The organism is Comamonas resistens (assembly GCF_030064165.1).
In the GTDB taxonomy this organism is placed as follows: Bacteria; Pseudomonadota; Gammaproteobacteria; order Burkholderiales; family Burkholderiaceae_C; genus Comamonas; species Comamonas resistens.
The window spans coordinates 4473003-4498808 of the sequence record NZ_CP125947.1 but is presented as its reverse complement, the minus strand read 5'-3'; the positions used below and the strand labels follow the sequence as shown (position 1 = coordinate 4498808).

Annotated in this window: 21 protein-coding genes; 14 read left to right on the top strand and 7 right to left on the bottom strand. The window is 58.4% G+C overall.

The features are described from left to right. From rfbB to rfbC, 4 genes are all read left to right on the top strand, one after another. Positions 1-1071, top strand: coding sequence for a dTDP-glucose 4,6-dehydratase (gene rfbB / locus QMY55_RS20900; RefSeq protein ID WP_283486030.1), 1071 nt, complete (start codon positions 1-3; stop codon positions 1069-1071). After that, positions 1068-1949, top strand: a complete 882-nt coding sequence (gene rfbD, locus QMY55_RS20895) for a dTDP-4-dehydrorhamnose reductase (protein WP_283486029.1) — start codon at positions 1068-1070, stop codon at positions 1947-1949. The genes rfbB and rfbD overlap by 4 nt, the downstream gene beginning before the upstream one ends. A 62-nt stretch (positions 1950-2011) precedes the next feature. Beyond that, on the top strand, positions 2012-2902 hold the full coding sequence (gene rfbA / locus QMY55_RS20890; protein WP_283486028.1) for a glucose-1-phosphate thymidylyltransferase RfbA: 891 nt from the start codon (positions 2012-2014) through the stop codon (positions 2900-2902). Beyond that, complete coding sequence (gene rfbC / locus QMY55_RS20885) at positions 2899-3450, top strand: dTDP-4-dehydrorhamnose 3,5-epimerase (protein WP_283486027.1); 552 nt, start codon at positions 2899-2901, stop codon at positions 3448-3450. Before rfbA ends, rfbC begins: the two co-directional genes overlap by 4 nt. Here the strand turns inward: rfbC and QMY55_RS20880 are convergent. Further along, entirely contained in the window at positions 3425-4321 is an 897-nt protein-coding gene (locus QMY55_RS20880) for a LysR substrate-binding domain-containing protein (protein ID WP_283486026.1), read from the bottom strand. The genes rfbC and QMY55_RS20880 overlap by 26 nt on opposite strands. 309 nt (positions 4322-4630) lie before the next feature. Between QMY55_RS20880 and QMY55_RS20875 the strand changes: the two genes are divergently transcribed. The 4 genes from QMY55_RS20875 to QMY55_RS20860 all read left to right on the top strand — a co-directional run bounded on the left by QMY55_RS20875 (position 4631) and on the right by QMY55_RS20860 (position 9883). After that, positions 4631-5674, top strand: a complete 1044-nt coding sequence (locus tag QMY55_RS20875; protein WP_283486025.1) for a putative 2-aminoethylphosphonate ABC transporter substrate-binding protein — start codon at positions 4631-4633, stop codon at positions 5672-5674. A 175-nt stretch (positions 5675-5849) separates the two neighbouring features. Further along, entirely contained in the window at positions 5850-6926 is a 1077-nt protein-coding gene (locus QMY55_RS20870) for an ABC transporter ATP-binding protein (protein ID WP_283486024.1), read from the top strand. Then, positions 6923-8674, top strand: a complete 1752-nt coding sequence (locus QMY55_RS20865; protein ID WP_283486023.1) for a putative 2-aminoethylphosphonate ABC transporter permease subunit — start codon at positions 6923-6925, stop codon at positions 8672-8674. The genes QMY55_RS20870 and QMY55_RS20865 overlap by 4 nt, the downstream gene beginning before the upstream one ends. 93 nt (positions 8675-8767) lie before the next feature. Next, positions 8768-9883 (top strand): TIGR03364 family FAD-dependent oxidoreductase, encoded by a 1116-nt coding sequence (locus tag QMY55_RS20860; RefSeq protein ID WP_283486022.1) that lies wholly within the window; start codon positions 8768-8770, stop codon positions 9881-9883. Between the two features lie 106 nt (positions 9884-9989). On the opposite strand, the gene QMY55_RS20855 is transcribed toward QMY55_RS20860, so the two are convergent. The 3 genes from QMY55_RS20855 to QMY55_RS20845 form a co-directional block, all read right to left on the bottom strand. Then, a complete protein-coding gene (locus QMY55_RS20855) occupies positions 9990-11084 on the bottom strand; it encodes a TFIIB-type zinc ribbon-containing protein (protein ID WP_328517809.1) in 1095 nt (364 codons plus the stop codon). An 88-nt stretch (positions 11085-11172) separates the two neighbouring features. Further along, positions 11173-11547: a bleomycin resistance protein gene (locus QMY55_RS20850; protein WP_283486020.1), complete on the bottom strand. Its 375-nt coding sequence runs from the start codon at positions 11545-11547 to the stop codon at positions 11173-11175. A gap of 29 nt (positions 11548-11576) precedes the next feature. Beyond that, a complete protein-coding gene (locus QMY55_RS20845) occupies positions 11577-12701 on the bottom strand; it encodes an SPFH and helix-turn-helix domain-containing protein (RefSeq protein WP_283486019.1) in 1125 nt (374 codons plus the stop codon). A gap of 372 nt (positions 12702-13073) precedes the next feature. Here QMY55_RS20845 and glyQ point away from each other — a divergent pair, with 372 nt between their 5' ends. The 3 genes from glyQ to QMY55_RS20830 all read left to right on the top strand — a co-directional run bounded on the left by glyQ (position 13074) and on the right by QMY55_RS20830 (position 17462). Next, entirely contained in the window at positions 13074-14012 is a 939-nt protein-coding gene (gene glyQ, locus QMY55_RS20840; protein ID WP_283486018.1) for a glycine--tRNA ligase subunit alpha, read from the top strand. 97 nt (positions 14013-14109) lie between these two features. Continuing rightward, positions 14110-16224 (top strand): glycine--tRNA ligase subunit beta, encoded by a 2115-nt coding sequence (gene glyS, locus QMY55_RS20835; RefSeq protein WP_283486017.1) that lies wholly within the window; start codon positions 14110-14112, stop codon positions 16222-16224. A gap of 143 nt (positions 16225-16367) precedes the next feature. Further along, the gene (locus QMY55_RS20830; RefSeq protein WP_283486016.1) at positions 16368-17462 is read left to right on the top strand and encodes a glycosyltransferase family 4 protein; all 1095 of its coding nucleotides are present in this window, start codon (positions 16368-16370) and stop codon (positions 17460-17462) included. Positions 17463-17492: 30 nt separating this feature from the next. Here the strand turns inward: QMY55_RS20830 and wecB are convergent, their stop codons facing one another. Both wecB and QMY55_RS20820 read right to left on the bottom strand, forming a co-directional pair. Then, positions 17493-18620 carry a non-hydrolyzing UDP-N-acetylglucosamine 2-epimerase gene (gene wecB, locus QMY55_RS20825; protein ID WP_328517808.1) on the bottom strand — a complete coding sequence of 376 codons (1128 nt, stop codon included), beginning with the start codon at positions 18618-18620 and terminating at the stop codon, positions 17493-17495. 10 nt (positions 18621-18630) lie between these two features. Beyond that, a complete protein-coding gene (locus QMY55_RS20820; protein WP_283486014.1) occupies positions 18631-20160 on the bottom strand; it encodes a glycosyltransferase in 1530 nt (509 codons plus the stop codon). A gap of 600 nt (positions 20161-20760) precedes the next feature. Between QMY55_RS20820 and QMY55_RS20815 the strand changes: the two genes are divergently transcribed. Both QMY55_RS20815 and QMY55_RS20810 read left to right on the top strand, forming a co-directional pair. Beyond that, on the top strand, positions 20761-21531 hold the full coding sequence (locus QMY55_RS20815; RefSeq protein WP_283486013.1) for an ABC transporter permease: 771 nt from the start codon (positions 20761-20763) through the stop codon (positions 21529-21531). Next, positions 21521-22777 (top strand): ABC transporter ATP-binding protein, encoded by a 1257-nt coding sequence (locus QMY55_RS20810; protein WP_283486012.1) that lies wholly within the window; start codon positions 21521-21523, stop codon positions 22775-22777. Before QMY55_RS20815 ends, QMY55_RS20810 begins: the two co-directional genes overlap by 11 nt. On the opposite strand, the gene QMY55_RS20805 is transcribed toward QMY55_RS20810, so the two are convergent. Beyond that, positions 22747-23967 (bottom strand): glycosyltransferase family protein, encoded by a 1221-nt coding sequence (locus QMY55_RS20805; protein WP_283486011.1) that lies wholly within the window; start codon positions 23965-23967, stop codon positions 22747-22749. The two genes, QMY55_RS20810 and QMY55_RS20805, sit on opposite strands and share 31 nt — an antisense overlap. A gap of 155 nt (positions 23968-24122) precedes the next feature. Between QMY55_RS20805 and QMY55_RS20800 the strand changes: the two genes are divergently transcribed. Continuing rightward, positions 24123-25796: a PIG-L family deacetylase gene (locus QMY55_RS20800; RefSeq protein WP_283486010.1), complete on the top strand. Its 1674-nt coding sequence runs from the start codon at positions 24123-24125 to the stop codon at positions 25794-25796. Positions 25797-25806 lie beyond the last annotated feature (10 nt).

The following is a 25806-nucleotide window of genomic DNA, read 5'->3' as shown; positions in this document are numbered from 1 at the left end:
ATGATTTTTGTGACTGGTGGCGCAGGCTTTATTGGTGCCAATTTTGTATTGGACTGGCTTGCCAACACAAATGAACCCGTGGTCAATATCGATAAGCTGACCTATGCAGGCAATCTGGAGAACCTGAAAAGTATTGACGGTGATCAGCGCCATATCTTTGTGCAGGCTGATATTGGTGATGAAAAGCAGCTTTCTCGGTTGCTGGCGGAGCACCAGCCTCGCGCCGTGGTGAACTTTGCGGCCGAGTCGCATGTGGACCGCTCCATTCATGGACCCGAGGACTTCATCCAGACCAATGTGGTGGGTACTTTCCGCCTGCTGGAGGCGGTGCGCGCCTACTGGAATGGTCTGGAAGGCGAGGCCAAGGCCGGCTTTCGCTTTCTGCATGTCTCCACCGACGAGGTCTACGGCACGCTGGCGCCCACGGACCCTGCATTTACCGAAGAGCACAATTACGAGCCCAACAGCCCGTACTCGGCCAGCAAGGCTGCTTCTGACCACCTGGTGCGTGCCTGGCATCACACCTATGGGCTACCAGTGCTGACCACCAATTGCAGCAACAACTATGGCCCGCTGCATTTCCCGGAGAAGCTGATCCCGCTGATGATCGTCAACGCACTGGCGGGCAAGGCCTTGCCCGTGTATGGCGACGGCATGCAGGTGCGCGACTGGCTCTATGTGCGCGACCATTGCAGCGCCATTCGCCGTGTGCTCGAAGCCGGCAAGCTGGGGGATACCTACAACGTGGGCGGCTGGAACGAGAAGGCCAATATCGACATCGTCAAGACCGTGTGCGGCTTGCTCGACGAACTGCGTCCGCGCAGCGATGGCAAGTCCTATGCCGAGCAGATCAGCTATGTGACGGACCGCCCCGGCCATGATCGCCGCTATGCGATCGATGCGCGTAAGCTCGAGCGTGAGCTGGGCTGGAAGCCTGCAGAGACCTTCGAGACAGGCATTCGCAAGACCGTGCAATGGTATCTGGACAACCCCGAATGGGTGGCCAATGTGCAATCGGGTGCCTACCGCGACTGGGTGCAAAAGCAGTACACCGACGAGGCTTCGGCATGAAGCTGCTGCTGCTGGGCAAGAACGGTCAGGTCGGCTGGGAGTTGCAGCGCAGTCTCGCGCCTTTGGGTGAGGTGATTGCGCTGGACCGACAGACCGGTGGCGATATCGGTGATCTGTCGGCGTTAGCGAATACCATTCGCAGCATCCGCCCGGATGTGATCGTCAATGCCGCAGCGCATACGGCGGTGGACAAGGCCGAGAGCGAGCCGGACCTGGCCTTGCGCCTGAACGCCAAGGCCCCCGAGGTCATGGCGCAGGAGGCCAAAAGCCTGGGCGCCTTGCTGGTGCACTACAGCACCGACTATGTCTTCGACGGCTCCGGCAGTGCGGCACGCAAGGAGGGTGATACGACCGGGCCGCTGTCGGTCTATGGTCGCACCAAGCTGGAGGGCGAGCAGCGGATTGCGGCCACGCATTGCCGTCATCTGATTTTTCGCACCAGCTGGGTCTATGCAGCGCGTGGCGGCAACTTTGCCAAGACCATGTTGCGCCTGGCGCAGGAGCGTGAAGCGCTCAGCGTGATCAACGATCAATGGGGGGCACCCACCGGCGCCGATCTGATTGCCGATGTCACGGCCCATGCCGTGCGGCATGTGGCAGCGCATGAAGGCGATGGCGGTCTCTACCATCTGGTTGCGGCAGGAGAAACCAACTGGCATGCCTATGCCAGCCATGTGATCGAGCGCGCTCAAAGCCTGCGCCCAGATCTGGACTGGAAGGTGCAAAGCATTGCCGCCGTGCCGACCACGGCCTTCCCGACACCGGCCGCGCGGCCCTTGAACTCGCGTCTGGATACGCAAAAGCTGCAAGCGACCATGCAACTGCATCTGCCCGCATGGCAGCAAGGCGTGGAGCGCATGCTGCGCGAAATTCTGTAATTTTCAAATAACTCGCTTCAAGCGCTTATCTGCAAAGCGTTGGAGCTATTCATTGATTCATCATGACGACACAGCGCAAAGGCATCATTTTGGCTGGCGGCTCCGGCACCCGTCTGCACCCCGCCACCCTGGCCATCAGCAAGCAACTGCTGCCCATCTACGACAAGCCCATGATCTACTACCCGCTGAGCACGCTGATGCTGGCGGGCATCCGGGACATTCTGATCATCAGCACCCCGCAGGACACGCCTCGATTCGAACAACTGCTGGGCGACGGCAGCCAGTGGGGCCTGAATCTTCAATACGAGGTGCAGCCCAGTCCGGATGGCCTGGCCCAGGCCTTTCTGATTGGCGAGAAATTCCTCAATGGTGCTCCCAGCGCCCTGGTACTGGGGGACAACATCTTCTACGGCCATGACTTCCAGCCACTGCTCAAAAAGGCAGATGCACGGCAGGACGGTGCCTCGGTGTTTGCCTACCATGTGCAAGACCCCGAGCGCTATGGCGTGGCCGAATTCGATGCCGCCGGCAAAGTGCTGTCGCTCGAAGAAAAGCCCAAACAGCCTAAGAGCAACTATGCCGTCACCGGTCTGTACTTCTACGACGAGCAGGTGGTGGAGTTGGCCAAGCAGGTCAAGCCTTCAGCGCGGGGCGAGCTGGAGATCACGGACCTCAACGGCATGTATCTGCAGCAAGGCAAGCTCAATGTGGAACTGATGGGCCGAGGCTATGCCTGGCTGGACACCGGCACCCATGACAGCCTGCTCGAAGCCGGGCAATTCATCGCCACCTTGCAGCAGCGCCAGGGCCTGAAAGTGGCCTGCCCGGAAGAAATCGCCTATCGCCAGAAATGGATTGATGCTGCCCAGCTGGAGAAGCTGGGCCAGGCGCTGGCCAAGAATGGCTACGGACAATATCTGCTGCAGGTGCTCAAGGAAAAGGTGCGCGCATGAAGTTCACGCCTTTGGCCATTCCCGATGTCTTTCTGATCGAGCCCAAGGTGTTTGGGGATGCGCGCGGCTTTTTTCTGGAAAGCTTTCGCCAGGACCTCTTCAACCAGGCCACGGGCACGAACTTCGAGTTCATTCAGGACAACCACAGCCGCAGCAGCAAAGGCGTGCTGCGCGGGCTGCACTACCAGCTGCCGCCCCATGCCCAGGGCAAGCTGGTGCGTGTGATCTCGGGTGCCGTGTTTGATGTGGCCGTGGATATCCGCCGCAGCTCGCCCACCTTTGGTCAATGGGTGGGCGCGGAGCTGAGCGCCGAGAATCACCGCCAGCTCTGGATTCCGCCGGGCTTTGCCCATGGCTTTGTGGTGCTCAGCGACACAGCTGACTTTGTGTACAAGACCACGGCCTATTACGCTCCGGAGTCGGATCGGGGCTTGCTCTGGAATGATCCGGACATAGCTATTGCGTGGCCACAGCTCGATATCGAGTTTTCCTTGTCCGAGAAAGATCAGAAGCAGCCCGCATTCAAACAGGCTGAGCTGTTCGATTAAACGGGGTTCGTTCAGCCATCTGCAGAAATGGCTGAATCAGCTGAGAGTCCTGGCGCTCACGCAGGCAGTACAGGTACTCTGCAAGAGTGGGGACATCGCCTGCAAGCTCCAGCACCACCAGGTCGGGGTGGGCCGATGCCTCGTGGAGGGCAAAAATGCTGATGCCCATTTGGCGGATCACGGCTTCGCGTATGGATTCGCGGCTGGCGATTTCCAGTATCTTGTGAGGCGTGACGCGGGCGGACTCCAGCATCTGCTCTGTCAGCTGGCGGGTCATGGAGCCGCGTTCGCGCAAGATCAGTGTGTCATTGGCCAGAGCGTCCAGTGCGATTTTTCCTTGCCGGGGACGTCTGGCAAGAGCGTGTTTTACGTGCACGACCAAGGCCAGGGGGTCGCGTCCCAGCTCGATGCGCAGCAGGCGCGGGTCGGTGTCCAGGTGAGAGGAGGTGGCCAGATCCACCCGATACTCGGCCAGCGCCTGGATCATCTGGCGCGAATTGCCGCTCTGTATGCTGATGTCCACCAGCGGCAATGCTGCCTGGTAGCGCCTGACGATATCGAGCACGTAATAGGGTGCGGTGGCACCAATGCGCAGCTGACCCTGCTGCACGGTGCCGGACTGACGCATGCTGGATTCGATCTGCGCTGTTTGCAGCAGCAGCTGCTCGATCTGCGGCAGCAGCTTCAGGCCGGCATCGGTAATGGCCAGCCGCCCGCTTTGCCGGGTGAACAGCTCCACCTCGTACATCTCCTCCAAGGCCTTGATCTGCGCCGTGACGGTGGGCTGGCTCAGGCCCAGCTGACGTGCCGCCTGGGTGATGCTGCCAAGCCGGGCGACCCAGAAGAACGATTTGAGCTGCGTGACAAACATGGCGGGACTGGTGGTGGCGGTGAGAGGTGTTCATTGTCCCCGCATAGAAGCTCATTGATTGGATAGCGTATTGCGCAATCCACAAAAGGGTTGCAAAGCTCTCGTATGAAGTTTCTGATGCTCGGTTGGCGTCTCGTGCTCTTATAAAGATAGCGCTTGAGGGACTGCCACGGCACTAAAGTTTGCTGATATCCGCTTTGGCAAATTTCAGTTCTGTGACATGGCAGTTTCACAGAGGATTTCTACAGTCTCGGCATGTCATGAATGCAAGCGTTCATGCCTTGAAATCACAACACGGGACTGTTATTCATGCGCTTTGTCACTGCCTGCGGCACTCGCCGCCTTACCTTGATTGCCGTGGCCTCGGCCGCTCTGGGCTTTGCATCTCTGGCCCAGGCCGCCAAGACCGAGTTGCTGGTCTATTCGGCCCTGGAAGCCGATCAGATCAAGGCCTACAAGGTTGGCTTTGAAAAAGCCCACCCCGAGATCGAGCTGAGGTTCGTGCGCGACAGCACGGGCATCATCACCGCCCGTCTGCTGGCCGAAAAGGCCAATCCCCAGGCCGATGTGATCTGGGGCGTGGCCGCCACTTCGCTGATGCTGCTGGACAAGCAAGGCATGCTGCAGCCCTATGCGCCCAGAAACCTGGCCAAGGTGCGCTCCACCATGCGCGATCCGGCAGCCACGCCGACCTGGGTGGGCATGGATCTGTGGTCGTCCGCCGTCTGTTTCAACACCGTGGAGGGCGGAAAGCGCAAGCTGCCCACGCCTGCCAGCTGGGCCGACCTGACCAAGCCCGAGTTCAAGGGCAGCATCACCATGCCTCACCCTGCTTCCAGCGGAACGGGCTATCTGATGGTCGCCGCCTGGCTGCAGATGATGGGCGAGGACAAGGGCTGGGCCTATATGGATGCGCTGCACCAGAACATCGGCGTCTACACGCACAGCGGCTCCAAGCCCTGCCGCCAGGCCGGCGCGGGCGAATTCCCCGTGGGCCTGAGCTTTGAATACCGGGCCAACAAGACCAAGAAGGATGGGGCGCCCATCGACATCGTCTTCCCCAGGGAAGGCCTGGGCTGGGATGTGGAGGCCACAGCCATCATGAAGACCAGCAAAAAGCAGGAAGCCGCCAAGGTCCTGGCCGACTGGGCGGTGACGCCCGATGCCAACAAGTTGTACGCCGCCAACTTCGCCATCCTGGCCTTGCCTGAGGCCCAGGAAAAGCACGAGTTCATTCCTGCCGACCTGGAAAAGCGTCTTGCCAAGAACGACTTTGGCTGGGCGGCTGCCAATCGCGATCGCATCCTGACGGAGTGGGCGCGACGCTACGAGTCCAAAGCGGAAAAAAAGTAATCACCCCCTGAGGGACTCCAGTCACTCCCCCTGAGGCGCTACGCGCCTTCCCCTCTCTCGCTACGCGGGAGGGGGACGACGCCCTTGCTGGCGGCTCTTGCTCGGCGTCCCCGGGCCGGGCTGCGCCAGTTGCAAGCGGTGTGGCCCTGGATTTTTTGCACGTTGAAAGAGATACATGCTGCGCATTGAGCATATCGCCAAACAGTACAAGGACCAGCCGGTGCTGCGTGGCATTGACCTGTCGGTGGACAGCGGCGAGTTCGTCAGCCTGCTGGGCCCCTCGGGCTGCGGCAAGACCACGTTGCTGCGCATTCTGTGCGGCATCGAGCAGGCCAACGAGGGCCGCATTCTGCTCCAGGCTGACGACATCACGCATTGGCCTGCATCTCGGCGAGGCTTTGGCGTGGTGTTCCAGAGCTATGCGCTGTTCCCCAATCTGACGGCCGCGCAGAATGTAGCCTTTGGTCTCAAGGGCCAGCCGACCAGACAGGTACAGGCCCGGGTGCAGGAAATGCTGGCCCTGGTAGGCCTGGGCGCGCAGGCACAGCGCTATCCGGCCCAGCTTTCGGGCGGGCAGCAGCAGCGCATTGCGCTGGCGCGCGCTCTGGCTCCCCAACCTCGCTTGCTGCTGCTGGACGAGCCGTTGTCGGCCCTTGATGCCCAGGTGCGTACCGAGCTGCGCAGCGAAATCCGCCAGTTGCAGCGCCAGCTGGGCATTGCCTGCATCATGGTGACCCATGATCAGGAGGAGGCATTGTCGATGGCCGACCGCGTGGTGCTGATGCACCAGGGCCGTATCGAGCAGCAGGGCTCGCCCGAGCAGCTCTATGCCCAGCCGGTCAGCCACTTTGCTGCAGGCTTTGTGGGGCGCATGAATTTGCTGCCCGCCGTGGCCGAGACAGGCGATGCGGTACGCGTGGGCGAAGGGCGCCTCGATTGCGCGACGGCGGGGTTTGCCGCTGGAGATGCCTTGCTGGTGGGGATTCGCCCCGAAAGCGTGGTGCTGCATCCGGCGCAGCCCACCGCGCTGCCCAATCTGTTTCGGGCGCGGGTGATGGAGACTTCGTTTCTGGGCTCCATGGTGCTGGTGCGTGTCTACAGCCCTACGCTGCAATGCCAGATCGACGTGCAATGGCCGCTGCGCCATGACACCCCACTGCCCGATTGGTTGCAGGGAGAGGTGTTGGTGGAGCTGCCCGCAGCTGCGCTGCAGACGCTGGCGACGCCCGAGAATCTGCGGAGGATTGCATGAGTTTCAGCACCGCCGTATTGGGCGCAGCGTCCATTCCTTCTGCCAGTCGCAAGCAGGCCAGTGGCCCCACTGCGCCGCGGCAGACTTACGTCTTCAACTGGGAAAAGCTCTGGCTGGGCGCTCTGGTGCTGGGCCTGCTGGCCGTGCTGCTGGTAGCGATTGCACTGCCCGTGGGCACGCTGCTGGGCCACAGCTTTGTATCGGCCGACGGTCAGTTTTCCGGTCTGGCGCAATTCATGGCCTATGCGCGGATGCTGGGCGTAGGCCGGTCGCTGTTCAACAGCCTGTGGCTGTCGGCCCTCAGCAGCACGCTGTGCGTGGCCCTGGCCTATGGCTATGCCTATGGCGTGGTGCGCAGCTGCATGCCGCTGGCCAGGCTGTTTCGCGCGATTGCGCTGGTGCCGCTGCTGGCGCCATCGCTGCTCATGGCCATCAGCCTGATCTATCTGTTTGGCGCGCAGGGCATGCTCAAGAGCTGGCTGCTGGGCGGCTCGGCCTATGGGCCTTTCGGCATCGTTCTGGGATCGGTGCTGTGGACGTTTCCGCACGCACTGATGATTCTGTGCACCACGCTGGCATCGGGCGATGCGCGCCTGTACGAGGCTGCGGCCACGCTGGGTGCGGGCCGCTGGCGCAGCTTCTGCCAGGTCACGCTGCCGGCCAGCCGCTATGGTTTGATGATTGCCTGGATCGTGGTCTTCGTGCTGGTGGTGACGGACTTTGGCGTGCCCAAGGTGATTGGCGGCAACACGCAGATGCTGGCCACCGATATCTACAAGCAGGTGATAGGCCAGCAAAACCTGTCCATGGGCGCCGTGGTGGCCATGCTGCTGCTGGTGCCAGCCGGCCTGGCTTTTGCTGCTGAACGCCATCTGCGCGCCAAACAGGCGGCGACCATGGCTGTGCGCGCCGTACCGCTGGTGCCGCAGCCTCACGCGCCGCTGGACCGTGCGTTGCTGGTCTATTGCAGCCTGATTGCCCTGGCATTGCTGGCGGTGATGGGGACGGCCATGCTGGCCTCGCTGGTCAGCTTCTGGCCCTACAACCTGAGCCTGAGCTTCAAGCACTACCAGTTCGACATGATGGATGGCGGCGGCTGGGCCAGCTACGGCAATTCGCTGACCATGGCCGCTGCCACGGCGGTGATTGGCGCGTTGCTGAGCTTTCTGAGCGCCTATCTGGTGGCCAAGCCTACGGGCTGGGTGCGCGCCCGCCAGTGGCTGCATGCCGTGGCCACGCTGCCCATGGCGGTGCCGGGGCTGGCGCTGGGTCTGGGCTACATCCTGTTCTTCAACGCGGGCGGCAACCCGCTGCATTTTCTGTACGGCTCTCTGGGCATTCTGGTGCTGTGCTCGGTGGCGCATTTCTTCTCGGTGGCCCATATCACGCAGCTGACGGCCCTGCAGCAACTGGACGCCGAGTACGAGCGCGTGGCCGATTCCATGGGCGTGCCGTTCTGGACGCTGCTGTGGCGCGTGCACCTGCCCGTGTGCCTGCCTGCCGTCATGCAGGTGGCTGGCTACTTCTTTGTGAATGCCATGACCACGGTGTCGGCCGTCGTGTTTCTGTACTCGCCCGAAACCACGTTGGCTTCAGTCGCCGTGCTGGCCATGGATGACGCGGGCGATATCGCCCCTGCGGCCGCCATGGCGACGCTGATCTTTGCCACCGCCGCTGTGGGTCGCTTGCTGATTGCCGCGCTCGACGCCTGGATGCAAAAGCGCACCCAGCACTGGCGTCATCGCTGAGGCTTTCCTCCACTTTTATTCCCTGACTTTTCTGTGCTGCACCGCTTCGCTGGTGCGGCAGGGACTTTCTTTGTCTGCTTGATGGCTTCTCTCATGAAAAACTACGACCTCATCGTTGTCGGCGCCGGTATCGTCGGCCTGGCCCATGCCTATACTGCGGCTTCGCGCGGCCAGTCCGTGCTGGTGATCGAGCGCGATGGCGCCTGCCTGGGTGCATCGATCCGCAACTTTGGCTTTGTCACCATCACCGGCCAGCGTGCCGGTGCCCATTGGCAGCGGGCCATGCGCTCCCGTGATGTCTGGGCCGAGATTGCGCCCAAGGCCGGTATCGATGTCATTCACTCCGGTCTGTGGCTGACGGCGCGCCGTCCGGCAGCAGCGGCCGTGATCGACGCATTCATGCCAACCGAGATGGGTGAAGGCTGCGAGCTGCTGACGCCTGCTCAGGCTGCAGCGCGCCATCCGGCACTGCGTACCGAAGGGCTGCAATCCGTGCTCTACAGCCCGCACGAGTTGCGCGTGGAGTCGCGCACAGCCATCCCGCAACTGGCACTGTGGCTGCAGCAGGCGCTGGGGGTGGATTTCCGTTTCAGTGAAAGCGTGACGGAAGTGGCTACGCCCAGCGTCACCACCTCGCGAGGCATCTACCATGCCGAACGCGTAGTGGTCTGCAACAATGCCGATCCAGGCGGGCTGTTCGCCGGCGAATGGGCCGACCACAAAGTGCAGCTGTGCCAGCTGCAGATGCTGCGCGTCAAACCGCAGGCCGGCTTCAAGCTCGAAGGCTCGGTCATGGGTGATCTGAGCATGGTGCGCTACGAGGGCTATAGCGCTCTGCCCGAGGCCGCTGCGCTGCGCGCAGAGCTGGAGCGTGACGAGGCCGAGAGCCTGGCCTACGGCATCCACCTGATTGCCGTGCAGAGTGCCGATGGCTCTCTGGTGGTGGGCGATTCGCACCACTACGGCCCTGCGCCACAGCCCTTTGCCAGCGAGGCGGTGAACCAGCTCATGCTGCGCCATATGCACGAGGCACTGCATATCGACAACGCCCAGGTCGTGGAGCGCTGGACGGGCATCTACCCTTCCAGTGCCGAAGCTCCTTGTTTTGTGAAGGCTCCCGACGAAGCGACGCGCGTGGTGGCGGTAACCAGCGGTTCGGGCGCGAGCACGGCCTTTGGCCTGGCCGAGGAAGTCTGGAAAGCTTGGTAGCTGCTATTGATTAGATAGCTACTTGCGTTTGTTAGCTCTTGAATTTCAGGGAAATGAAATCACAATCGAGATCTATCCAGCGCAAGCAGCTATCAATGCATGAGTATCACTGCTGAACAAACAGCGGTGCAATCAGCATGATGAGCAAAATCACGGCCAGCACGGCGAATGTGATCTTGACCCAGCTGTACGGCCGCTCGCCTGCAATCTGGCCGGTATAGCCGTTGGCGACGATCTGGTAGGTCTTGCGGCCATAGGTGTAGCCGACCAGCCAGACCGGCACCAGCGTGTGCTTGAACGTGCGGCCCGAGTACTGGCGCTGCACCTGCAGATTGCGTTGGGTGTCGCCGGGCACCTCGCGCGAACACATGCTGCGCAGCTGCTCGTCCATATCCTGCTCGTTGATCCTGGCGGCCTTGGACAGGTCGACCTGATAGCGCTCCACCGTCCAGCCGCGCACAAACTCGGGGCTGTAGGGCTTGAGGTCGGTGGTGGTGGGGAAGGGCTCGACTTGGCGCAGCAGATTGGGCTGCACGCCGACGGTGCCGGGCACCAGCTCGTCGTCAAAGAAATGCTGCAGGCTGCCCGAGGCGGGCTCCCAGCGCACATGCTGGACCTGACGTGTCTGGGTCTGGCCGTTGGCATCGCGATAGGTTTCGGTGGTGTAGTAGTAATAGCCGGCCTCGGCCCACCACTGTGCGGCCGCATGGGCGTCAAACGTCCAGTAGGGCAGATAGACGCCGTGCAGCGTATCGGTCAGCGCAGCGCTCTTGAGCTTGCTGGGCGCAAACCAGCGGCTGCCATACCAGGCGCGAATCTTGTCGCGGATCTGGCCGTCGCTGATCTTGAAGGGAAGAATGCTTTGCGGCGTGATGGCGTCGTTGCGCTCCTCATGCGCCACGATGGAGGGCGAGCCGCAGAAATCGCAGCGCTGCGCGACGTTCTTGCTCAGAAAGACCGAGATGGCCCGGCAGTTCTGGCATTGCACCTCATAGCGCTCATCCGTGCCCCAGCCGCGGCCACCGGCTGGGTTGCTCAGGGCCTGGGCCAAGTCCTGTTCCACCACCTGCTGACCCAGCTCGGGCTGGGTCTCTTCACTCCAGGGCACCACCGTGCCGCAATACGGACATTTGAGTGACTGCGCCTTGGCATTCCACTCCAGATTGCCGCCGCATTCCGGGCAGACATGTCTGCCGACCATGGAGGGCGAGGCGGCTTCAGGGGCCGGGGTGAACGCAGATCCGGAAGAGTGGGTGGAGGAAGCAGATGTGGCCACGGCAAAAACAGTATCAGGTGGCAGGATGGTCTTCGTAGCACGTCACGCAGTTGCCGTCTTCGTCGAGAAGACTGAATTCCTGGGTGCCCCAGGGTTGATTGCGCAGACCGCCATTGGGGTGGACCGCATTCCCGGCCAGGCACTGCGCATGCAGGGCCGCAATCCCTGTGACCTGGATGCGGCAGCTGGTCTGTTTGGGGATCTCCGGGTCCTGGCAGGCCCAGAAGTGCAGTTCCAGCCCGCCCAGCGAGACGATGCCGTACTCGCCAGGTTGAACATATACCGCCTTGGCATTCAGCACGCGCACATAGAAAGCCACAGTGCGCGCCATGTCCAGAGATGCCAGCACCGGCACTGCACTGATGAAAGCCGGGCTATGTTCAGTCATGGTGAGCGTCTGGTGCTATAGGTTCTGAATCAACCGCGCAGAAATTCGTCCAGCGCAGCCTGTGCGATACGCCACTGGCTGCCGATCTGGCGGGCCTTCAAGTTGCCGGCCTGGATTTCTGCCAGCACATCGGCCTCGGCCACACCCAGCACCTGGGCGGCCTGGGCCGGCGTCAACACTTGCATAGCACCTGCCGCAGGCGCAGCGGGCGCGACCTGAGTCTGGGCCGCTTGCGCAGCTGCAGGCGAGAAGGGATCTGCGGCAGCTGCTCCTGTTGCAGGAGCTCCACCGGCTGCGCCGCCTTGCATGCCCTTCATCATTTCCTGTGCCATGCCGAAGCCCATGGCCATGGTGGCCGGAATGGTGGCGGCTGCAGCGCCTTCGCCGCCATTGGCCATGGCTTGGCCCATCTGGTACTTCACATAGTCGTTGAGGTTGCCGATGGCACCCATGCTGGAGCGCTTGTCGATGGCCTGCTCCACCTCGGGTGGCACGGAAACGTTTTCCAGCAGGAAGCTGGTGATCTCCAGGCCGTATTTCTCGCTGACGGCCGGGTTGATGAGCTGCAGCAGGGCGTCGCCCAGTTCGCTGTAGCGCTGGGCCACGTCGAGTGCCGGCACCTGGGCCTTGGCCAGGGCTTCAGAGAAGATGCTGACGATGCGCGAGCGCATGGTGTCGGCAAATTCGTCGATGCGGAAGTTCTGGTCCGTGCCGGCCACTTCCTTGAGGAACAGGGCGGCGTTGGTGATGCGGAAGTCATAGGTACCAAAGGCGCGCAGACGAATCACGCCAAAGTCCTTGTCGCGCATCATGATGGGGTTGGAGGTGCCCCATTTGTTGCCCGTGAACAAGCGCGTGTTGATGTAGTAGACATCGCACTTGAAGGGGGAGTTGAAGCCGTACTTCCAGCCGCGCAGCGTGGACAGGATCGGAATGTTCTGCGTGGTCAGCTGATAGCGACCCGGGTTGAACAGGTCGGCAAACTGGCCTTCGGAGACGAACTGCACCTGCTGCGATTCACGCACGACCAACTGGGCGCCGTTCTTGATTTCCTTGTCCTCATCGGGCCAGCGATACGACAGCGTGTCGCGCGAATCATCGGTCCATTCGATGATTTCGATCAGTTGCTTGGTGATGATTTTCATGAAATCCATGGCGTGCTCCAAAGGTGGATGACGGAAAGCGAGTCATTCTAGGAGGCAAACGGGGTGGTGCAGTTCCCGCTGCAAAGGGCATGGCGGGGAAATTGTTAAAAAGTGAGCGCGTGACGAAGGTTTTATACGTGCTGGGGCGCAAATGCGAGGACTGGCAGATTGCGCAAGCGCGGTTTTCTGTCTGCTTCACACTTTGAAATCTGCATGCGTGCCGGGAGGTCGAGAATGCGCGTTGTGGGGCCGAGGAGACGGACTACACCTACATAGGAAGCGCAGACTTAGAATCACTGGTTACGCGGCCAGAGGCCGCCCAGAACATTTTTCATTGAAAGATGCCGCCTTTGGCATCAGACGAGCGAACGTACCTTAGTCATGCTGACCTTCCAACAAATCATTCTGAAACTGCAGTCCTACTGGGCCGAACAGGGCTGTGCATTGCTCCAGCCCTATGACATGGAAGTCGGCGCCGGTACCTCGCACACAGCCACTTTCCTGCGCGCCATCGGCCCCGAGCCCTGGAAGGCCGCCTATGTGCAGCCCAGCCGTCGCCCCAAGGACGGTCGCTACGGCGAGAACCCCAACCGCCTGCAGCACTACTACCAGTTCCAGGTGGTGCTCAAGCCCGCACCTGACAATATTCTCGAGCTCTACCTGGGCTCGCTTGAAGCCCTGGGCTTCGATCTGAAGAAGAACGATATCCGCTTTGTCGAGGACGACTGGGAAAACCCCACGCTGGGCGCCTGGGGCCTGGGCTGGGAAGTCTGGCTCAACGGCATGGAAGTGACCCAGTTCACGTATTTCCAGCAGGTCGCCGGCATCGACTGCAAGCCCGCCACCGGCGAGATCACCTACGGACTGGAACGTCTGGCCATGTATCTGCAGGGCAAGGAATCGGTATACGATCTGGTCTATACCGACGGCCTGAGCTATGGCGATGTGTTCCACCAGAACGAAGTCGAGCAGTCCACCTACAACTTCGAGCATTCGAATGCGGACTTTCTGTTTGAAGCATTCAACGCCCACGAAGGCACGGCCAACAAGCTGATCGACGCCCAGCTGGCGCTGCCCGCCTATGAGCAGGTGCTCAAGGCCGCCCACACTTTCAACCTGCTGGACGCCCGTGGCGCCATCTCGGTGACCGAGCGTGCTGCCTATATCGGCCGTATCCGCAACCTGGCCCGCGCCGTGGGCAAGAGCTATCTGGACAGCCGCGCGCGCCTGGGCTTCCCCATGGCGCCCAAGGCCCACGCCGACGAGGTGCTGTCCGAGCTGGCCAAGGCCGCAGAGCAGGCAGCCAAGAAAGCCGCTTGAGCCTGTCTGAGCCGCTGTCACGCCACCACCGTCCCCTATCCCAAAATTTCAGCAGCCAGCCCTGATCTAGCAAGTGCTGGCTGGTATCAAGATCATCATGAACGCATCGAATCTACTGGTTGAACTGTTTGTCGAAGAGCTGCCGCCCAAGGCGCTGCAAAAGCTCGGCGATGCTTTTGCCGCCGTCATCTTCGAGCAGCTCAAGGCCCAGGGACTGCTGGCATCGACCGAGTCGCGCCTGACGGCCTACGCCTCTCCCCGCCGCCTAGCCGTGCACATTACCGAAGTGCTGCCCCAGGCCGAAGACAAGGCTGTCTCGCAAAAGCTGATGCCTGTCTCCGTGGCGCTGGATGCCGAGGGCAAGCCCACGGCCGCACTGCTGAAAAAGCTGGCGGCCCTGGGAGCCGACGAATCCGCAGTGGCCGCTCTGAAGCGCCAGGGCGAAGGCAAGGCCGAAGCCCTGTTTTACGAATCCACGGCCAAGGGCGTACTCCTGACCGATGGCGTGCAAAAGGCGCTGGACGAAGCACTGGCCAAGCTGCCCATTCCGAAGGTCATGCGCTACCAGCTGCAGGACGGCTGGACCAGCGTACATTTTGTGCGCCCGGCCCACGGCCTGGTCGTGATGCATGGCACCCAGGTGCTGATCGGCGTGAAGGCCCTGGGATTGACGGCCGGTGCGGCCACCCATGGTCACCGCTTTGAAGCCGCAGTGGACCCCGTGGTCATCCAGAACGCCGACAGCTATGCCGAGCAACTGCGCGAAGAGGGCGCCGTGATCGCCAGCTTCACCGAGCGCCGTGCCGATATCACCCGGCAGCTGCAGGCAGCTGCCGAACGCATTGGCGGCGGCGTGCGTCCCATTGACGACCCGGCCCTGCTGGACGAGGTGACGGCCCTGGTCGAGCGCCCCAATGTGCTGGTCTGCGAATTCGAGAAGGAATTCCTGGCCGTGCCCCAGGAATGCCTGATTCTGACCATGAAGGCCAATCAGAAGTACTTCCCGCTGCTAGACGCCAATGGAAAGCTGACCCATCAGTTCCTGATCGTCAGCAACATCCAGCCCCAGGACGCTTCGGCCGTGGTCGGCGGCAACGAGCGTGTGGTGCGCCCCCGCCTGGCCGACGCCAAGTTCTTCTTCGACCAGGACCGCAAAAAGACCTTGGCCAGCCGCGTTGAGCAGCTGGACAAGGTGGTCTATCACAACAAGCTGGGCACCCAGGGCGAGCGCATTGCCCGCGTACGCGCCATCGCCAAGAGCATTGCCCAGCAGCTGGGCAACTCCGAGCTGGGCCGTCTGGCCGATCAGGCCGCCATGCTGGCCAAGACCGATCTGGTCACCGACATGGTGGGCGAGTTCCCCGAGCTGCAAGGCATCATGGGCCGCTACTACGCCCAGAACGACGGCCTGGATATGGCCGTGGCCGATGCCATCGAAGACCACTACAAGCCCCGCTTTGCCGGCGACGAACTGCCGCGCGGCGATGTCGGCGTGATTGTGGCCCTGGCCGACAAGCTCGAAACCTTGGTCGGCATGTTCGGTATCGGCAATCTGCCTACCGGAGACCGCGATCCCTTTGCCCTGCGTCGCCATGCGTTGGGCGTGATCCGCATGCTGGTCGAAAAGGACCTGGAACTGGATCTGGAAACCCTGCTGGTCAGTACCTTGCCCGCCTTTGGCGACAAGATCCAGGACGCCACGCCTCAACTGGTCGAATTCATCTACGACCGCCTGGCCAATATGTTCCGCGAACAAGGCTATAGCGCCCAGGAAGTGGAAGCCGTGCTGGCCCTGCAACCCCAGCGCCTGTCCGACGTGCAAAAGCGCCTAGAAGCCGTGCGCGCGTTTGCGGCCTTGCCCGAGGCCCCAGCTTTGGCTGCGGCGAACAAGCGTGTGGGCAATATTCTGAAGAAGGCCGAGACCGATGTTCAGCCCCAGGTGAACGAAGCGCTGCTGTTGGAGCAGGCCGAAAAAGGCCTGTATGCGGTGCTGCAGCAGGTGGCGCCCAAAGCCCAGCAACAGTTTGCAGCAGGTGATTACACCGCCAGCCTGCAAACCCTGGCAGCATTGCGTGCCTCGGTCGATGCGTTCTTTGAGCATGTGATGGTCAATGCCGAAGATCCGGCGCTCAAGGCCAATCGACTGGGCTTGCTGGCTTCGCTCCATGGGGCCATGAATCGGGTGGCGGATTTGGCGAGGCTGGCGGTCTGATATCGTGTTGATGGGCATGTGAAGCATGTCTGCACATGCTTCCTTTTTGCATCACAAATGTCCGTTTGGCTTTATGAGAGTAGCATGAATCAGTGATTGACATGGATTTTGAAAATCTCTGAAGGGGCTAAATTTTTTAATCAATGATTACCATTTTTTTGTTAGGGTTTGCCCTTTCATCATCGTGTATAGCATGGTTGATATGGCATGCCAGAAAACATGTGCATCGCTACGGTAGCGATATGCCGCAGCGCTTTCATAAAGGTAATGTGCCTAGGCTAGGCGGGGCTGGTATGTTGGCCTCATTGCTGATCTGTGGTTTGGTTTTGTCGGGTGCGGGGCGTTATTTGAATATACCTGCTCATTTCAGAGAGGTTTTTTTGCCATTGGCACTTTTGTCCCCAGCTATTCTGTGTGGAATTCTTGAAGATTTAACGCAGCGTATCTCTGTACGTATCCGACTCGCTGTAACGCTGCTGTGTGCTTTAGTTGTTTGCTATACAGCGGATTTACGTATTGCTCGCTTGGACTTGCCTTTTTTGGACTCTGGATTGAATGCATTTCCCTTGATTGGTATGGGGCTTGCTGTTCTTGCCATTGGTGGGTTACCTCATGCTTTCAATATTATTGATGGTTACAACGGATTAGCTGGCATGGTGGCGGTACTCATTAGTCTTGCTCTGGTTCATGTGGCTTTGCAATTGGGAGACCGGCAGTTAGCGGCAGTTCTTGTGGTACTGGTTGGTGCGACGGCCGGTTTTCTTGTCTGGAACTATCCTCATGGAAAAATATTTGCCGGTGATGGCGGTGCATACCTGTGGGGGGGGGTGATTGCATATGGATGTGTGGCTTTGGTGGCTCGTCACCCAGAAGTATCCCCTTGGTTTCCTATGCTTTTGCTGTGTTATCCAGTATCGGAGACTTTGTTTTCTATCTATCGGAAAAAAGTTCGCGGTCAATCTCCCGGGATGGCGGATGCTTTGCATTTGCATCAGTTGATCTATCGCCGCCTGGTAAAAGTAGTCCTCGATAGTGAAAATGAAGCAGAAGAAATGCTGATGCGTAATAATCGAACATCGCCTTATCTGTGGGGAGTTACGTTGTTGACGGTGGTGCCAGCGACTCTTTTTTGGCGTACCAGTTGGCTGTTGGTATTGTGCTGCCTGCTATTTGTTTGTCTGTATATAGGGGCGTATTTGGCAATTATTCGCTTCAAGCTTCCAAAATGGAGAGATTAATTGAAAAAGGGGAAATTTTTCCCCCTTTTTTTATTTCAGTTTTTCTTGTAGAAATTTCACGATGCGTCTACAGGCCTCTCCGTCCCCATAGGGGTTATGAGCTATTGCCATGGAGTGATACAAAGCGCTGTCGGTCAGCAAGTTGTGAACTCCCTCAAAGATTGCATTCACCTCTGTACCCACCAACTTCACTGTGCCTGCTTGTACAGCTTCTGGGCGCTCAGTGGTATCGCGCATGACCAAAACTGGTTTTCCTAAAGAAGGAGCCTCCTCTTGAATTCCGCCGGAATCCGTCAAAATAATAGAGCTGCGGCCCATTAGGTAAACAAATGGCAGATAGTCCTGTGGTTCGATGAGGTGAACATTATCTTGCCCGCTAAGTAAACGGTTTACCGGTTCACGAACTTGTGGATTTAAGTGGACAGGGTAGACAAAATCTACGTCGGGATGTTGGCGGGCGAGCAATGCAATTGCTTTGCAAATGCGCTCAAAGCCATCACCGAAATTTTCTCGACGGTGCCCTGTGATTAATACCATGCGGGACTCGGACCGGAGGAAGCTAAATTTCCTCTGCTGTGCTTGCTGTAGAGGCTGATCTTTCTGCAGTTTTTTTTCGGCTATCAAAAGTGCATCGATCACCGTATTGCCAGTCACCACAATTTGTGTATCTGGTACGCCTTCACGCAGCAGATTGTCTTGAGTCTGCTGGGTTGGCGCAAAGTGCCAGTGTGCGAGCTTTCCTGTAAGGCAGCGATTGGCCTCTTCGGGCCAAGGGGAGTACAGATCTCCGGTGCGTAAACCAGCCTCGACATGCCCCACCGGGATCTTGTGATAGAACGCTGCGAGCGTGGCAGCAAATGTGGTTGCTGTATCCCCATGCACGAGCACCAAATCCGGGCGAAAATCCTCCAGAACAGGCTGTATGCCAAGCAAGATTTGGCTTGTTACCATAGAGAGTGTTTGGCCTGGCTGCATCACTTGCAAATCATATTCTGGAACAATTTCAAAGAGTTTCAAAACCTGATCCAGCATCTGACGGTGCTGTCCTGTCACGCAGGTGCGTGTTTGTATACCTTGAGCCGCGTCCAAGGCTTTGACCAGTGGAGCCATCTTGATGGCTTCGGGGCGCGTGCCAAAAACAGTTAAAACCTTCATCAAAGAATCCTTGTTAGTGATCGCGATAGCGGTGCGGTTGCCAAGCACCCCATTTGGATTCGTAATAAGCTTTGTTCCGCTCGAAAAGAGCCTGTCGCTCGCCACTGTCCACTTTGTCGAAGCTCGCGGAAAGCCGATGATGCACGAGAACGTCGTCGGCGCAGGCGAGATGCAAACCTTGCTGCTCAACGCGGCGGCAATAATCATCGTCTTCGAAAAAACCTCGCCCAAAAGTTTCGTCCATAGGGCCGATGCGCTCATAGACGGCACGGGACATCATCACGCAAAAGAAGGCTAGCGTACGCATGGGATACAACTGTCCCATGTGCGCCAACGTCCATACTCTTGACGCGGCAGGCATCTGGGTCAATGACTCGTAATGCACCGGAACCTTCGACTCGTTGCCGATATGGTTGGTGGCAGGGCCAAGCAGCCCCAGCGACGGGGTGGCCTGAAAGTGACGCAATAGGCTCAGCAGCCAGCCACGTGTCACCACGGTATCGTTGTTCAGCATCACGAGATAGTCGCTTGTGGCGGCTGCCAAGCCGGTATTGTTGCCGGCCGAAAACCCCAGGTTGCTCTCATTGAGAACCAGTTTCAAGCGGGGCTCCCGGGTCGCCCACTCTTTGAGGCGCTCCACTGTCTCATCACTCGAAGCATTGTCAGCCGCGACCACTTCCAGTTGACCTGGGTAATCGGTGCGCGTGAACAAGCTGTCCAGGCAGGCTTCGGTATAAGCCCAGTTGTTGTAAGTTAGCACGACCACACTGATCGACGGCAGTTCCAGCGACTGCACAGATCTACGCAGGCATTGGGCACGTTCAGCCCAAGTCTGACTTTGTGCAAAGGCTTGGCGACGTGCCTGCATGGCTTGATCTGCAGGTGCATTTAAGGCTCGGTTGACTGCTTCAATGAAGCCTTCATGTGTGTCGGACTTGTGCACCAGCTCACCAAACTGGGCGATTTCAGGCAAATCGGTACACACCACTTCGGAGCCCGCGCAGAGATACTCATACACTTTGACAGGGTTGGTCGCAAGCGTCAGTGGAATACGTTGAAATGGCAGCAAACATACATCGAAATCATGTAAGTACTGCGGCAGCTCGTTATAAGGCTTCTCTCCGACAAGGCGTACATTTGGCAAGTGCGCCAGGGCGCGTCCCGCTTGCACGGTGTCGTTGCCTACAAGCACAACTTCACAATCCCCAAAGCGCTGTGCCAGCTTTTGTATCAGCTCCACGTCGAACCATTCGGCAATGGCTCCAAAGTAACCAATGACCTTGCGTTGTTCTTGTGGCTGATGCGCCTGCTTTGGTGGCGCATAGAAATGCTGGTAGTCACATCCATTACGCACGATGATCGCATCTTGCCGTCCTTTGGAGGAAGCCCAGTCGTGCAGCCATTGTGATGTCACAGTGACGATGTCTGCACGGTCCATATAGGCATGTTCCTGCTCGACTAACGTCGGCGGCATGCCGCCAAAGCCTTCGTGATGGTCCATGCAGTCATAGATCTGTAAGGCGTTGGGCAGTGTCAGCGCCAAGGGTGTCCAATATGGGTGTTGTACGATCGCTGTGGAGGCCTGTATTCCCCACTGAGCCAATAGGTGAGCCATTGACAAGCGCAGCTGTGTTGCCTGCACTGCATTTGCAGGCTCGAAGTAGATTTGAGGTGCGTCTTGAAGATGCAACTGGACTGTATATAGCGGCAGATCAGGATCGAGCTGTCGCACAGTACACCCCGGCTGGCTACTTGCTACGAAGTTGGGCTCAACGTAAAACACCGTATCCCCAGCCTGGGCTAGCTCTCGGGCTAGGTGTTGTGGTCGTTGGATGCGAAAGTCCCAGCCGATAATTCCGAAGATAATCCAGTCTCTTTGCCCGATAGCCGTAAATCGTACGGGCTGCAGGCACAATTGCTCCAGAGAGCTGAATGAGGCAGTGCCTAGAGGTCCACTCATCGCTACTGGTGAGGTGGCACTTCCAGGCCATGCTCGTCGCAGTGCCTGACGCAAACGGGCTTTATGATGAGAGGCAAGCGGTAGCTTGCGCCATAGCGATTGCAGGAAAGCGTAGATACTCATCTGCCCGATTGTCTCATTGCTGGGCACGGAGCAGCTTGGTCTACAAGGAATTTACACGTCATGACCCAATGGATATATGTTTACCGCCAGTGGCTGCTGCGCGAGCTGCAATTGCGCTTTCGCAGCTCTGCAGTAGGAGCGGGGTGGCTCGTATTGCAGCCGTTGGTGCATATATTACTGTTCACTCTGGTTTTTTATAAATTTTTTCAAATTCGTTGGCCGGTGGGGGATGGATCTGCTGGGGAGTATGGGCTGCAGGTTTTCATTGGACTGTCGCTCTATACCTTTGTGGCCGATGTCATCAACCGCAGTCCGGGCAGCATTTGGTCCTACCCTTATCTGGTGACCAAGGTGCGCTTTCCATTGGCGCTGCTCCCAGCTGTTGTGGTTGGTGCTTCGGGGGTGCAGCTTGTCTTGTCGCTATGCATCGCAAGTCTTTTTGCCATATGGCGAGGTCTTCATATCCAGGCTCTGGCGTTGCCAGTGGCTTTGTTTCCCCTGTGCTTATATGCCCTAGCGCTGGCATGGCTGCTTGGCGCGGTGGGCGTGTATCTGCGTGACATAGGGCATCTTGCGCCGTCGATCAGCAGTTTGCTGTTGTTTCTCACGCCCATCTTTTACCCAGCATCCATGGTTCCCAAGGCCATGCAGTGGATGGTGGCATTGAACCCTCTGGCCTGGACTGCAGAAGCCGCGCGTGGCTTGTTAATGCAAGGGCGCATGCTGGATTGGCGCGAATGGAGCATGCACATGCTGGCTGCAGCGGCGCTGTTGATTTTTTCGCGATGGTTTTTTGCCCGTGTACAGCCAGGATTTGCCGATGTCCTCTAATCCCATTTTGCGCTTTGCCGAAGCTGGCAAAACCTATCCTCCTCAGCGTACGCCCTTACGCCAACTTTGGAGCCATCTACGTGGTCATGGCCGGGATAGTCTGGGCGGCTACACTGCGTTGCAAAATCTGAGCTTCGAGGTCTACCCTGGGCAATCATTGGGCATTGTCGGACTCAATGGTGCTGGCAAATCGACGCTGTTGCAGCTGGCAGCCGGAACCCTGACCCCCAGCCATGGACAAGTTCATTCTCATGGCCGTATTGCTGCTCTGCTGGAACTCGGGTCAGGCTTCAATCCAGAAGCCACGGGGCGAGAGAATATCTATCTTTACGCTGCAACCATGGGTTTAAGTCGTGAGCAGGTAGAGCAGCGTTTGGACTCCATCATTGAATTTAGTGGCCTGCGCAATGCACTGGATATGCCCGTCAAGACCTACTCCAGCGGCATGCAGGTGCGGCTTGCTTTCTCTGTCGCAACCAGCGTAGACCCTGACATTCTCATCGTTGACGAAGCGCTTTCAGTGGGGGATGGCGTTTTCGCCAAACGCTCTTTTGATCGGGTCATGCAACTACGCGAAAAGGGGACGGCCTTGCTGCTGTGCTCACATGCACTGTTTCATGTGGACCTGTTTTGCGAGCGTACTTTATGGCTGGATCAAGGCAGTATTTGCGCTTTCGGACCAACAACGGAAGTTGTGCCGCGTTACCAGGAGTTCCTGGACTCGCTTAATCAGGAGCCAGCGCCTGCGAATCAGTCAGAAGTACAGGCCGAAGTGGCGCAAGGGCTGCTCAGTGCCGCGCGTCCGGAGTTGGTGCGCTTGGTGCGTGCCGAAGTCTCGTTGGACGGCACAGTGGGTAAAGAGCTTCATGGACATAGTCGTCAAAGCCATTTGACGGTGGATATACATCTGCAGGTGAGCGAGCAGGAACCGCACCCGTGTGCGGCTATCGTCATCTCCTCTGAGAGCGGTAAGATCATCGGCTCATCGTTTTGCGAAACAGGAGTCATCAAAGCGCATGACGAACAAGGACATGCTTACGCTCGTTTCGATCTGCCGAATATTCCTTTGAACAAAGGGCGCTATCGTGTCGGTGTTTACCTGTTATGCAAGGACATGCGCTATGTCTATGAATGGGTGGACCCTTTTGCTTATATAGAGCTTAAAGCTGCAGGTAGCGCTCAGGGGCCATGGCTGATGCCTGGAGAGTGGAGCCGTCAGGATAAGGATGTGGCGGTCGCTGGCTGACTGAGTTCAGAAAACCAGCCGCATCCTTTCGCTCCCGTTTCAAACCTTGCGGCCCAAGTTGCATTTTTCAGACTGGAAGGTGTCAATGGCAGGCCTTCGGCATGGCGTTGTTCCAGCACTTGATGCCAGTGGCGCAAGCGCTCTTCTAAACATGCCAACTCCATCGTTTCCAATGCCCATACCCCCTCGTCATTGGCAGCGTGATGGGGCATCTCTCCAAACATCGTACTCAACACAGGTAGACCGCAGGCACGATATTCGTAATATTTAACGGGATCGACAGACTGCGTTAACTGGTTATGAAGAAAGGGAATCAATCCTGCGTGCCAGCTGCGCATAAGTGCAAAGACTTGGTCGTGTGGTACCGGACCGAGTAATTGCACATTGGAGGGTAAGGTTGGTGGTGCGGTGCCCTCGATCGGTCCATATACGTGGAACTGCGCTTGCGGTAAAGCCTTGGCCACTCGATGCAATGTTTGCCAGTCAAACCAAGTGGCCAATGTGCCTACGTAACCCAATATCAAGGGCGCTTGAGAATGGGCTGAGGTGCCTATGCCACCTGCCAAACTTGGATCAAAAGGACATACTGGTGGAGCTGTCATACCATTGCGCACAAGCGTGGGGGGCGCGCATGTAAGACCTTGCAGTGATTGGAATATCTTTTCTGAAGACCCCCAAACCGCTTCGGCTTGCGTCAGCAGGTGTTGATGCGTATGAGTCATCCAGCGTCGCGAGATCCCTTGGCTGAACTGCGCCATATCGTCCATGACGTCATACAGCACCCTGCGTCCTTGCTGCGCATCACACAGAGCCAGCGCCATGCCGCTTGGGCGACCTGCTACGAGCCAAGTGTTTGAGTCGTGGAGCAGATTTTTCAATTGTTGTCGCAAAGCGTATTGCAGCCAGCCTATCAATATGGCCCCTCCTGGCAGAGGCTCCAGCGGCAGGCTCGGTGCTTGCAATACCTTCAGCCACGATGCATCTAGCCAGCTTGGGCCTAAATTCGAGCTCTGGACCTTTGGATGGGGCATGACGCGGCGGACATCGGAAAGACGAGGCAGGCGCACGGGGTAAGGCTCTACCCAGTACACCTCACAACCTAAGCGCTCATGTGCCCATTCCACGAAATGGTGGGGTCGCTGTGACGGGCTATTCAATGGAACCGGCGACAGATAGACAAGACGTTTCAACGTAATACAACTCCAGAACACAAAGCCAGGGAATAACGGCCTTCTATAAGGACCCACGGCTCTTACAATTCGGCATGCTCGACAGACACGCTAACAACCGGCCTGACTACGCTCTGGGAAGGCTGAACCTAGAGGCCGGCCAGCATATGCTGTGCTTGGCTCCCCATCCTGATGATGAAGTATTGGGCTGTGCAGGCTTGTTGTTGCAAGCCAAGCGCAAAGGATTGCATGTCGAGTCGCTGATTGTCACCGCAGGTCAGGCAGGCGTGGATCTCGTTGCTGAAATGGATAACCCGCGCTTGGCAGAATCCTGTGCTGCCGCGCAAGTATTGGGCTTGCCTGAGCCGCAGTGCTGGCACTTGCCTGATCGCCAACTGCGCTACAACTTGCCTTTGATCGAGCGCATTGCTCAAACACTGCGGCAGCAGTCGGTACATTGGCTGCTGCTGCCTGCGCTGACGGAGCCGCATCCCGATCATCAGGTATTGGCTCTGGCCGGCATGGCTGCCGCACGTAGCCTATTACAGCCTGTAGAAATTTTGTTCTATGAGGTTGGAGCGCCTAGTCAGCCTAATGTGTTGGTTGATATTTCCGAGGAGGCTGCACTCAAGTGGAAAGCCCTAGCCTGTTTTGCCTCCCAGGAAGAGCGCCATAGCTATTTGCGTTTGGCACAGAACATGGCGCAATTACGGGCTTTTGGTCAAGCGGGTATGCAGGCTGCCGAAGCTTTTTGGCACCTCTCTGCCCAGGATCTACAGAGGCCTAGTGTGATGAGTGAAATGGCATACTGGCCTTTGCAGCGCAATAGCATGGGACTGGCGAGTGAGCCCACCCAGCAACCGCTAGTCAGCGTGCTTATCCGCAGCATGTCTCGCCCAAGCCTGTTCGATGCTGTGACCTGCATTGCTCAGCAAACCTACGCTAACATCGAAGTACTGATCATCAATGCCAGTGGATTGCCTCATTCTGTTCCTCCATATCCTGCTCAGCGAATAAGCTTGCGTGTGGTTGATCCGAAAGTGAGTACCAATGGTAATCTACCATCGCTTGGGCGTTCAGCGGCTGCGAATTTGGGGTTGCAATCGGCACGGGGAGAATTTGCCCTGTTTCTCGATGATGATGACCTCTTAAAACCCGAACATATTGATCGTTTGGTCAATGCTTTGCAGACTGACAGGACGGCTGTTGCTTCATATACTGGTGTACGGGTCGAAGGGGTGGATGGGCAGTGGCTGCGAGATTATGACTTTCCCTGGGATGCCAGGCGCTTGCGTGGTATTAACTACTTACCCATTCATGCGGTGTTGTTTCGTCTGCATGCAGTGACTCAAACACAGGCCTGTTTCGATGAAGGGCTACCTGTGCTTGAAGACTGGGATTTCTGGTGTCAACTTAGTCAGCAAGGGCATTTTGTGCACGTTCCCGGGGTCAGTGCTATTTATCGCCAGGGCCTCGGAGACTCTCATCTGAGTGACCCTCTGCATGGCAACCACTGGGAACGCTGGCATCTTCGCATATTGGAGCAGCATGCGGTTAGGTGGGGTGCAGGTCAGCAGAGTGGAGCTCTGGCGTGGTATGCGTTGGCGCTTAATCAAGCCGAACTGTTACATGAGCAGGTCTGTCGAGAGCGGGAGAGAATTGATGCGCAATTGCGCCAAGCGCAATTACAACTGCAGCAGGTGCAACAGAAAATGCAGAAAACTGAATTGCAGTGTCTGAACATTCAGGCTGAATGGAGTTTAACTCAGCGTAGTTTGGAGCTTCTGCAGCAATCTCGTCCTGTGCGCTGGGCTAGGGTACTGCGTCGCTTGCTGGGTTTGCATAATTAGCTTATGCAGT

Bases quoted from the DNA above. Each gene is read 5' to 3' on its own strand.
- rfbB (WP_283486030.1), top strand. From the start codon at position 1: ATGATTTTTGTGACTGGTGGCGCAGGCTTTATTGGTGCCAATTTTGTA.
- rfbD (WP_283486029.1), top strand. From the start codon at position 1,068: ATGAAGCTGCTGCTGCTGGGCAAGAACGGTCAGGTCGGCTGGGAGTTG.
- rfbA (WP_283486028.1), top strand. From the start codon at position 2,012: ATGACGACACAGCGCAAAGGCATCATTTTGGCTGGCGGCTCCGGCACC.
- rfbC (WP_283486027.1), top strand. From the start codon at position 2,899: ATGAAGTTCACGCCTTTGGCCATTCCCGATGTCTTTCTGATCGAGCCC.
- QMY55_RS20880 (WP_283486026.1), bottom strand. From the start codon at position 4,321: ATGTTTGTCACGCAGCTCAAATCGTTCTTCTGGGTCGCCCGGCTTGGC.
- QMY55_RS20875 (WP_283486025.1), top strand. From the start codon at position 4,631: ATGCGCTTTGTCACTGCCTGCGGCACTCGCCGCCTTACCTTGATTGCC.
- QMY55_RS20870 (WP_283486024.1), top strand. From the start codon at position 5,850: ATGCTGCGCATTGAGCATATCGCCAAACAGTACAAGGACCAGCCGGTG.
- QMY55_RS20865 (WP_283486023.1), top strand. From the start codon at position 6,923: ATGAGTTTCAGCACCGCCGTATTGGGCGCAGCGTCCATTCCTTCTGCC.
- QMY55_RS20860 (WP_283486022.1), top strand. From the start codon at position 8,768: ATGAAAAACTACGACCTCATCGTTGTCGGCGCCGGTATCGTCGGCCTG.
- QMY55_RS20855 (WP_328517809.1), bottom strand. From the start codon at position 11,084: ATGGTCGGCAGACATGTCTGCCCGGAATGCGGCGGCAATCTGGAGTGG.
- QMY55_RS20850 (WP_283486020.1), bottom strand. From the start codon at position 11,547: ATGACTGAACATAGCCCGGCTTTCATCAGTGCAGTGCCGGTGCTGGCA.
- QMY55_RS20845 (WP_283486019.1), bottom strand. From the start codon at position 12,701: ATGGATTTCATGAAAATCATCACCAAGCAACTGATCGAAATCATCGAA.
- glyQ (WP_283486018.1), top strand. From the start codon at position 13,074: ATGCTGACCTTCCAACAAATCATTCTGAAACTGCAGTCCTACTGGGCC.
- glyS (WP_283486017.1), top strand. From the start codon at position 14,110: ATGAACGCATCGAATCTACTGGTTGAACTGTTTGTCGAAGAGCTGCCG.
- QMY55_RS20830 (WP_283486016.1), top strand. From the start codon at position 16,368: ATGATTACCATTTTTTTGTTAGGGTTTGCCCTTTCATCATCGTGTATA.
- QMY55_RS20815 (WP_283486013.1), top strand. From the start codon at position 20,761: ATGACCCAATGGATATATGTTTACCGCCAGTGGCTGCTGCGCGAGCTG.
- QMY55_RS20810 (WP_283486012.1), top strand. From the start codon at position 21,521: ATGTCCTCTAATCCCATTTTGCGCTTTGCCGAAGCTGGCAAAACCTAT.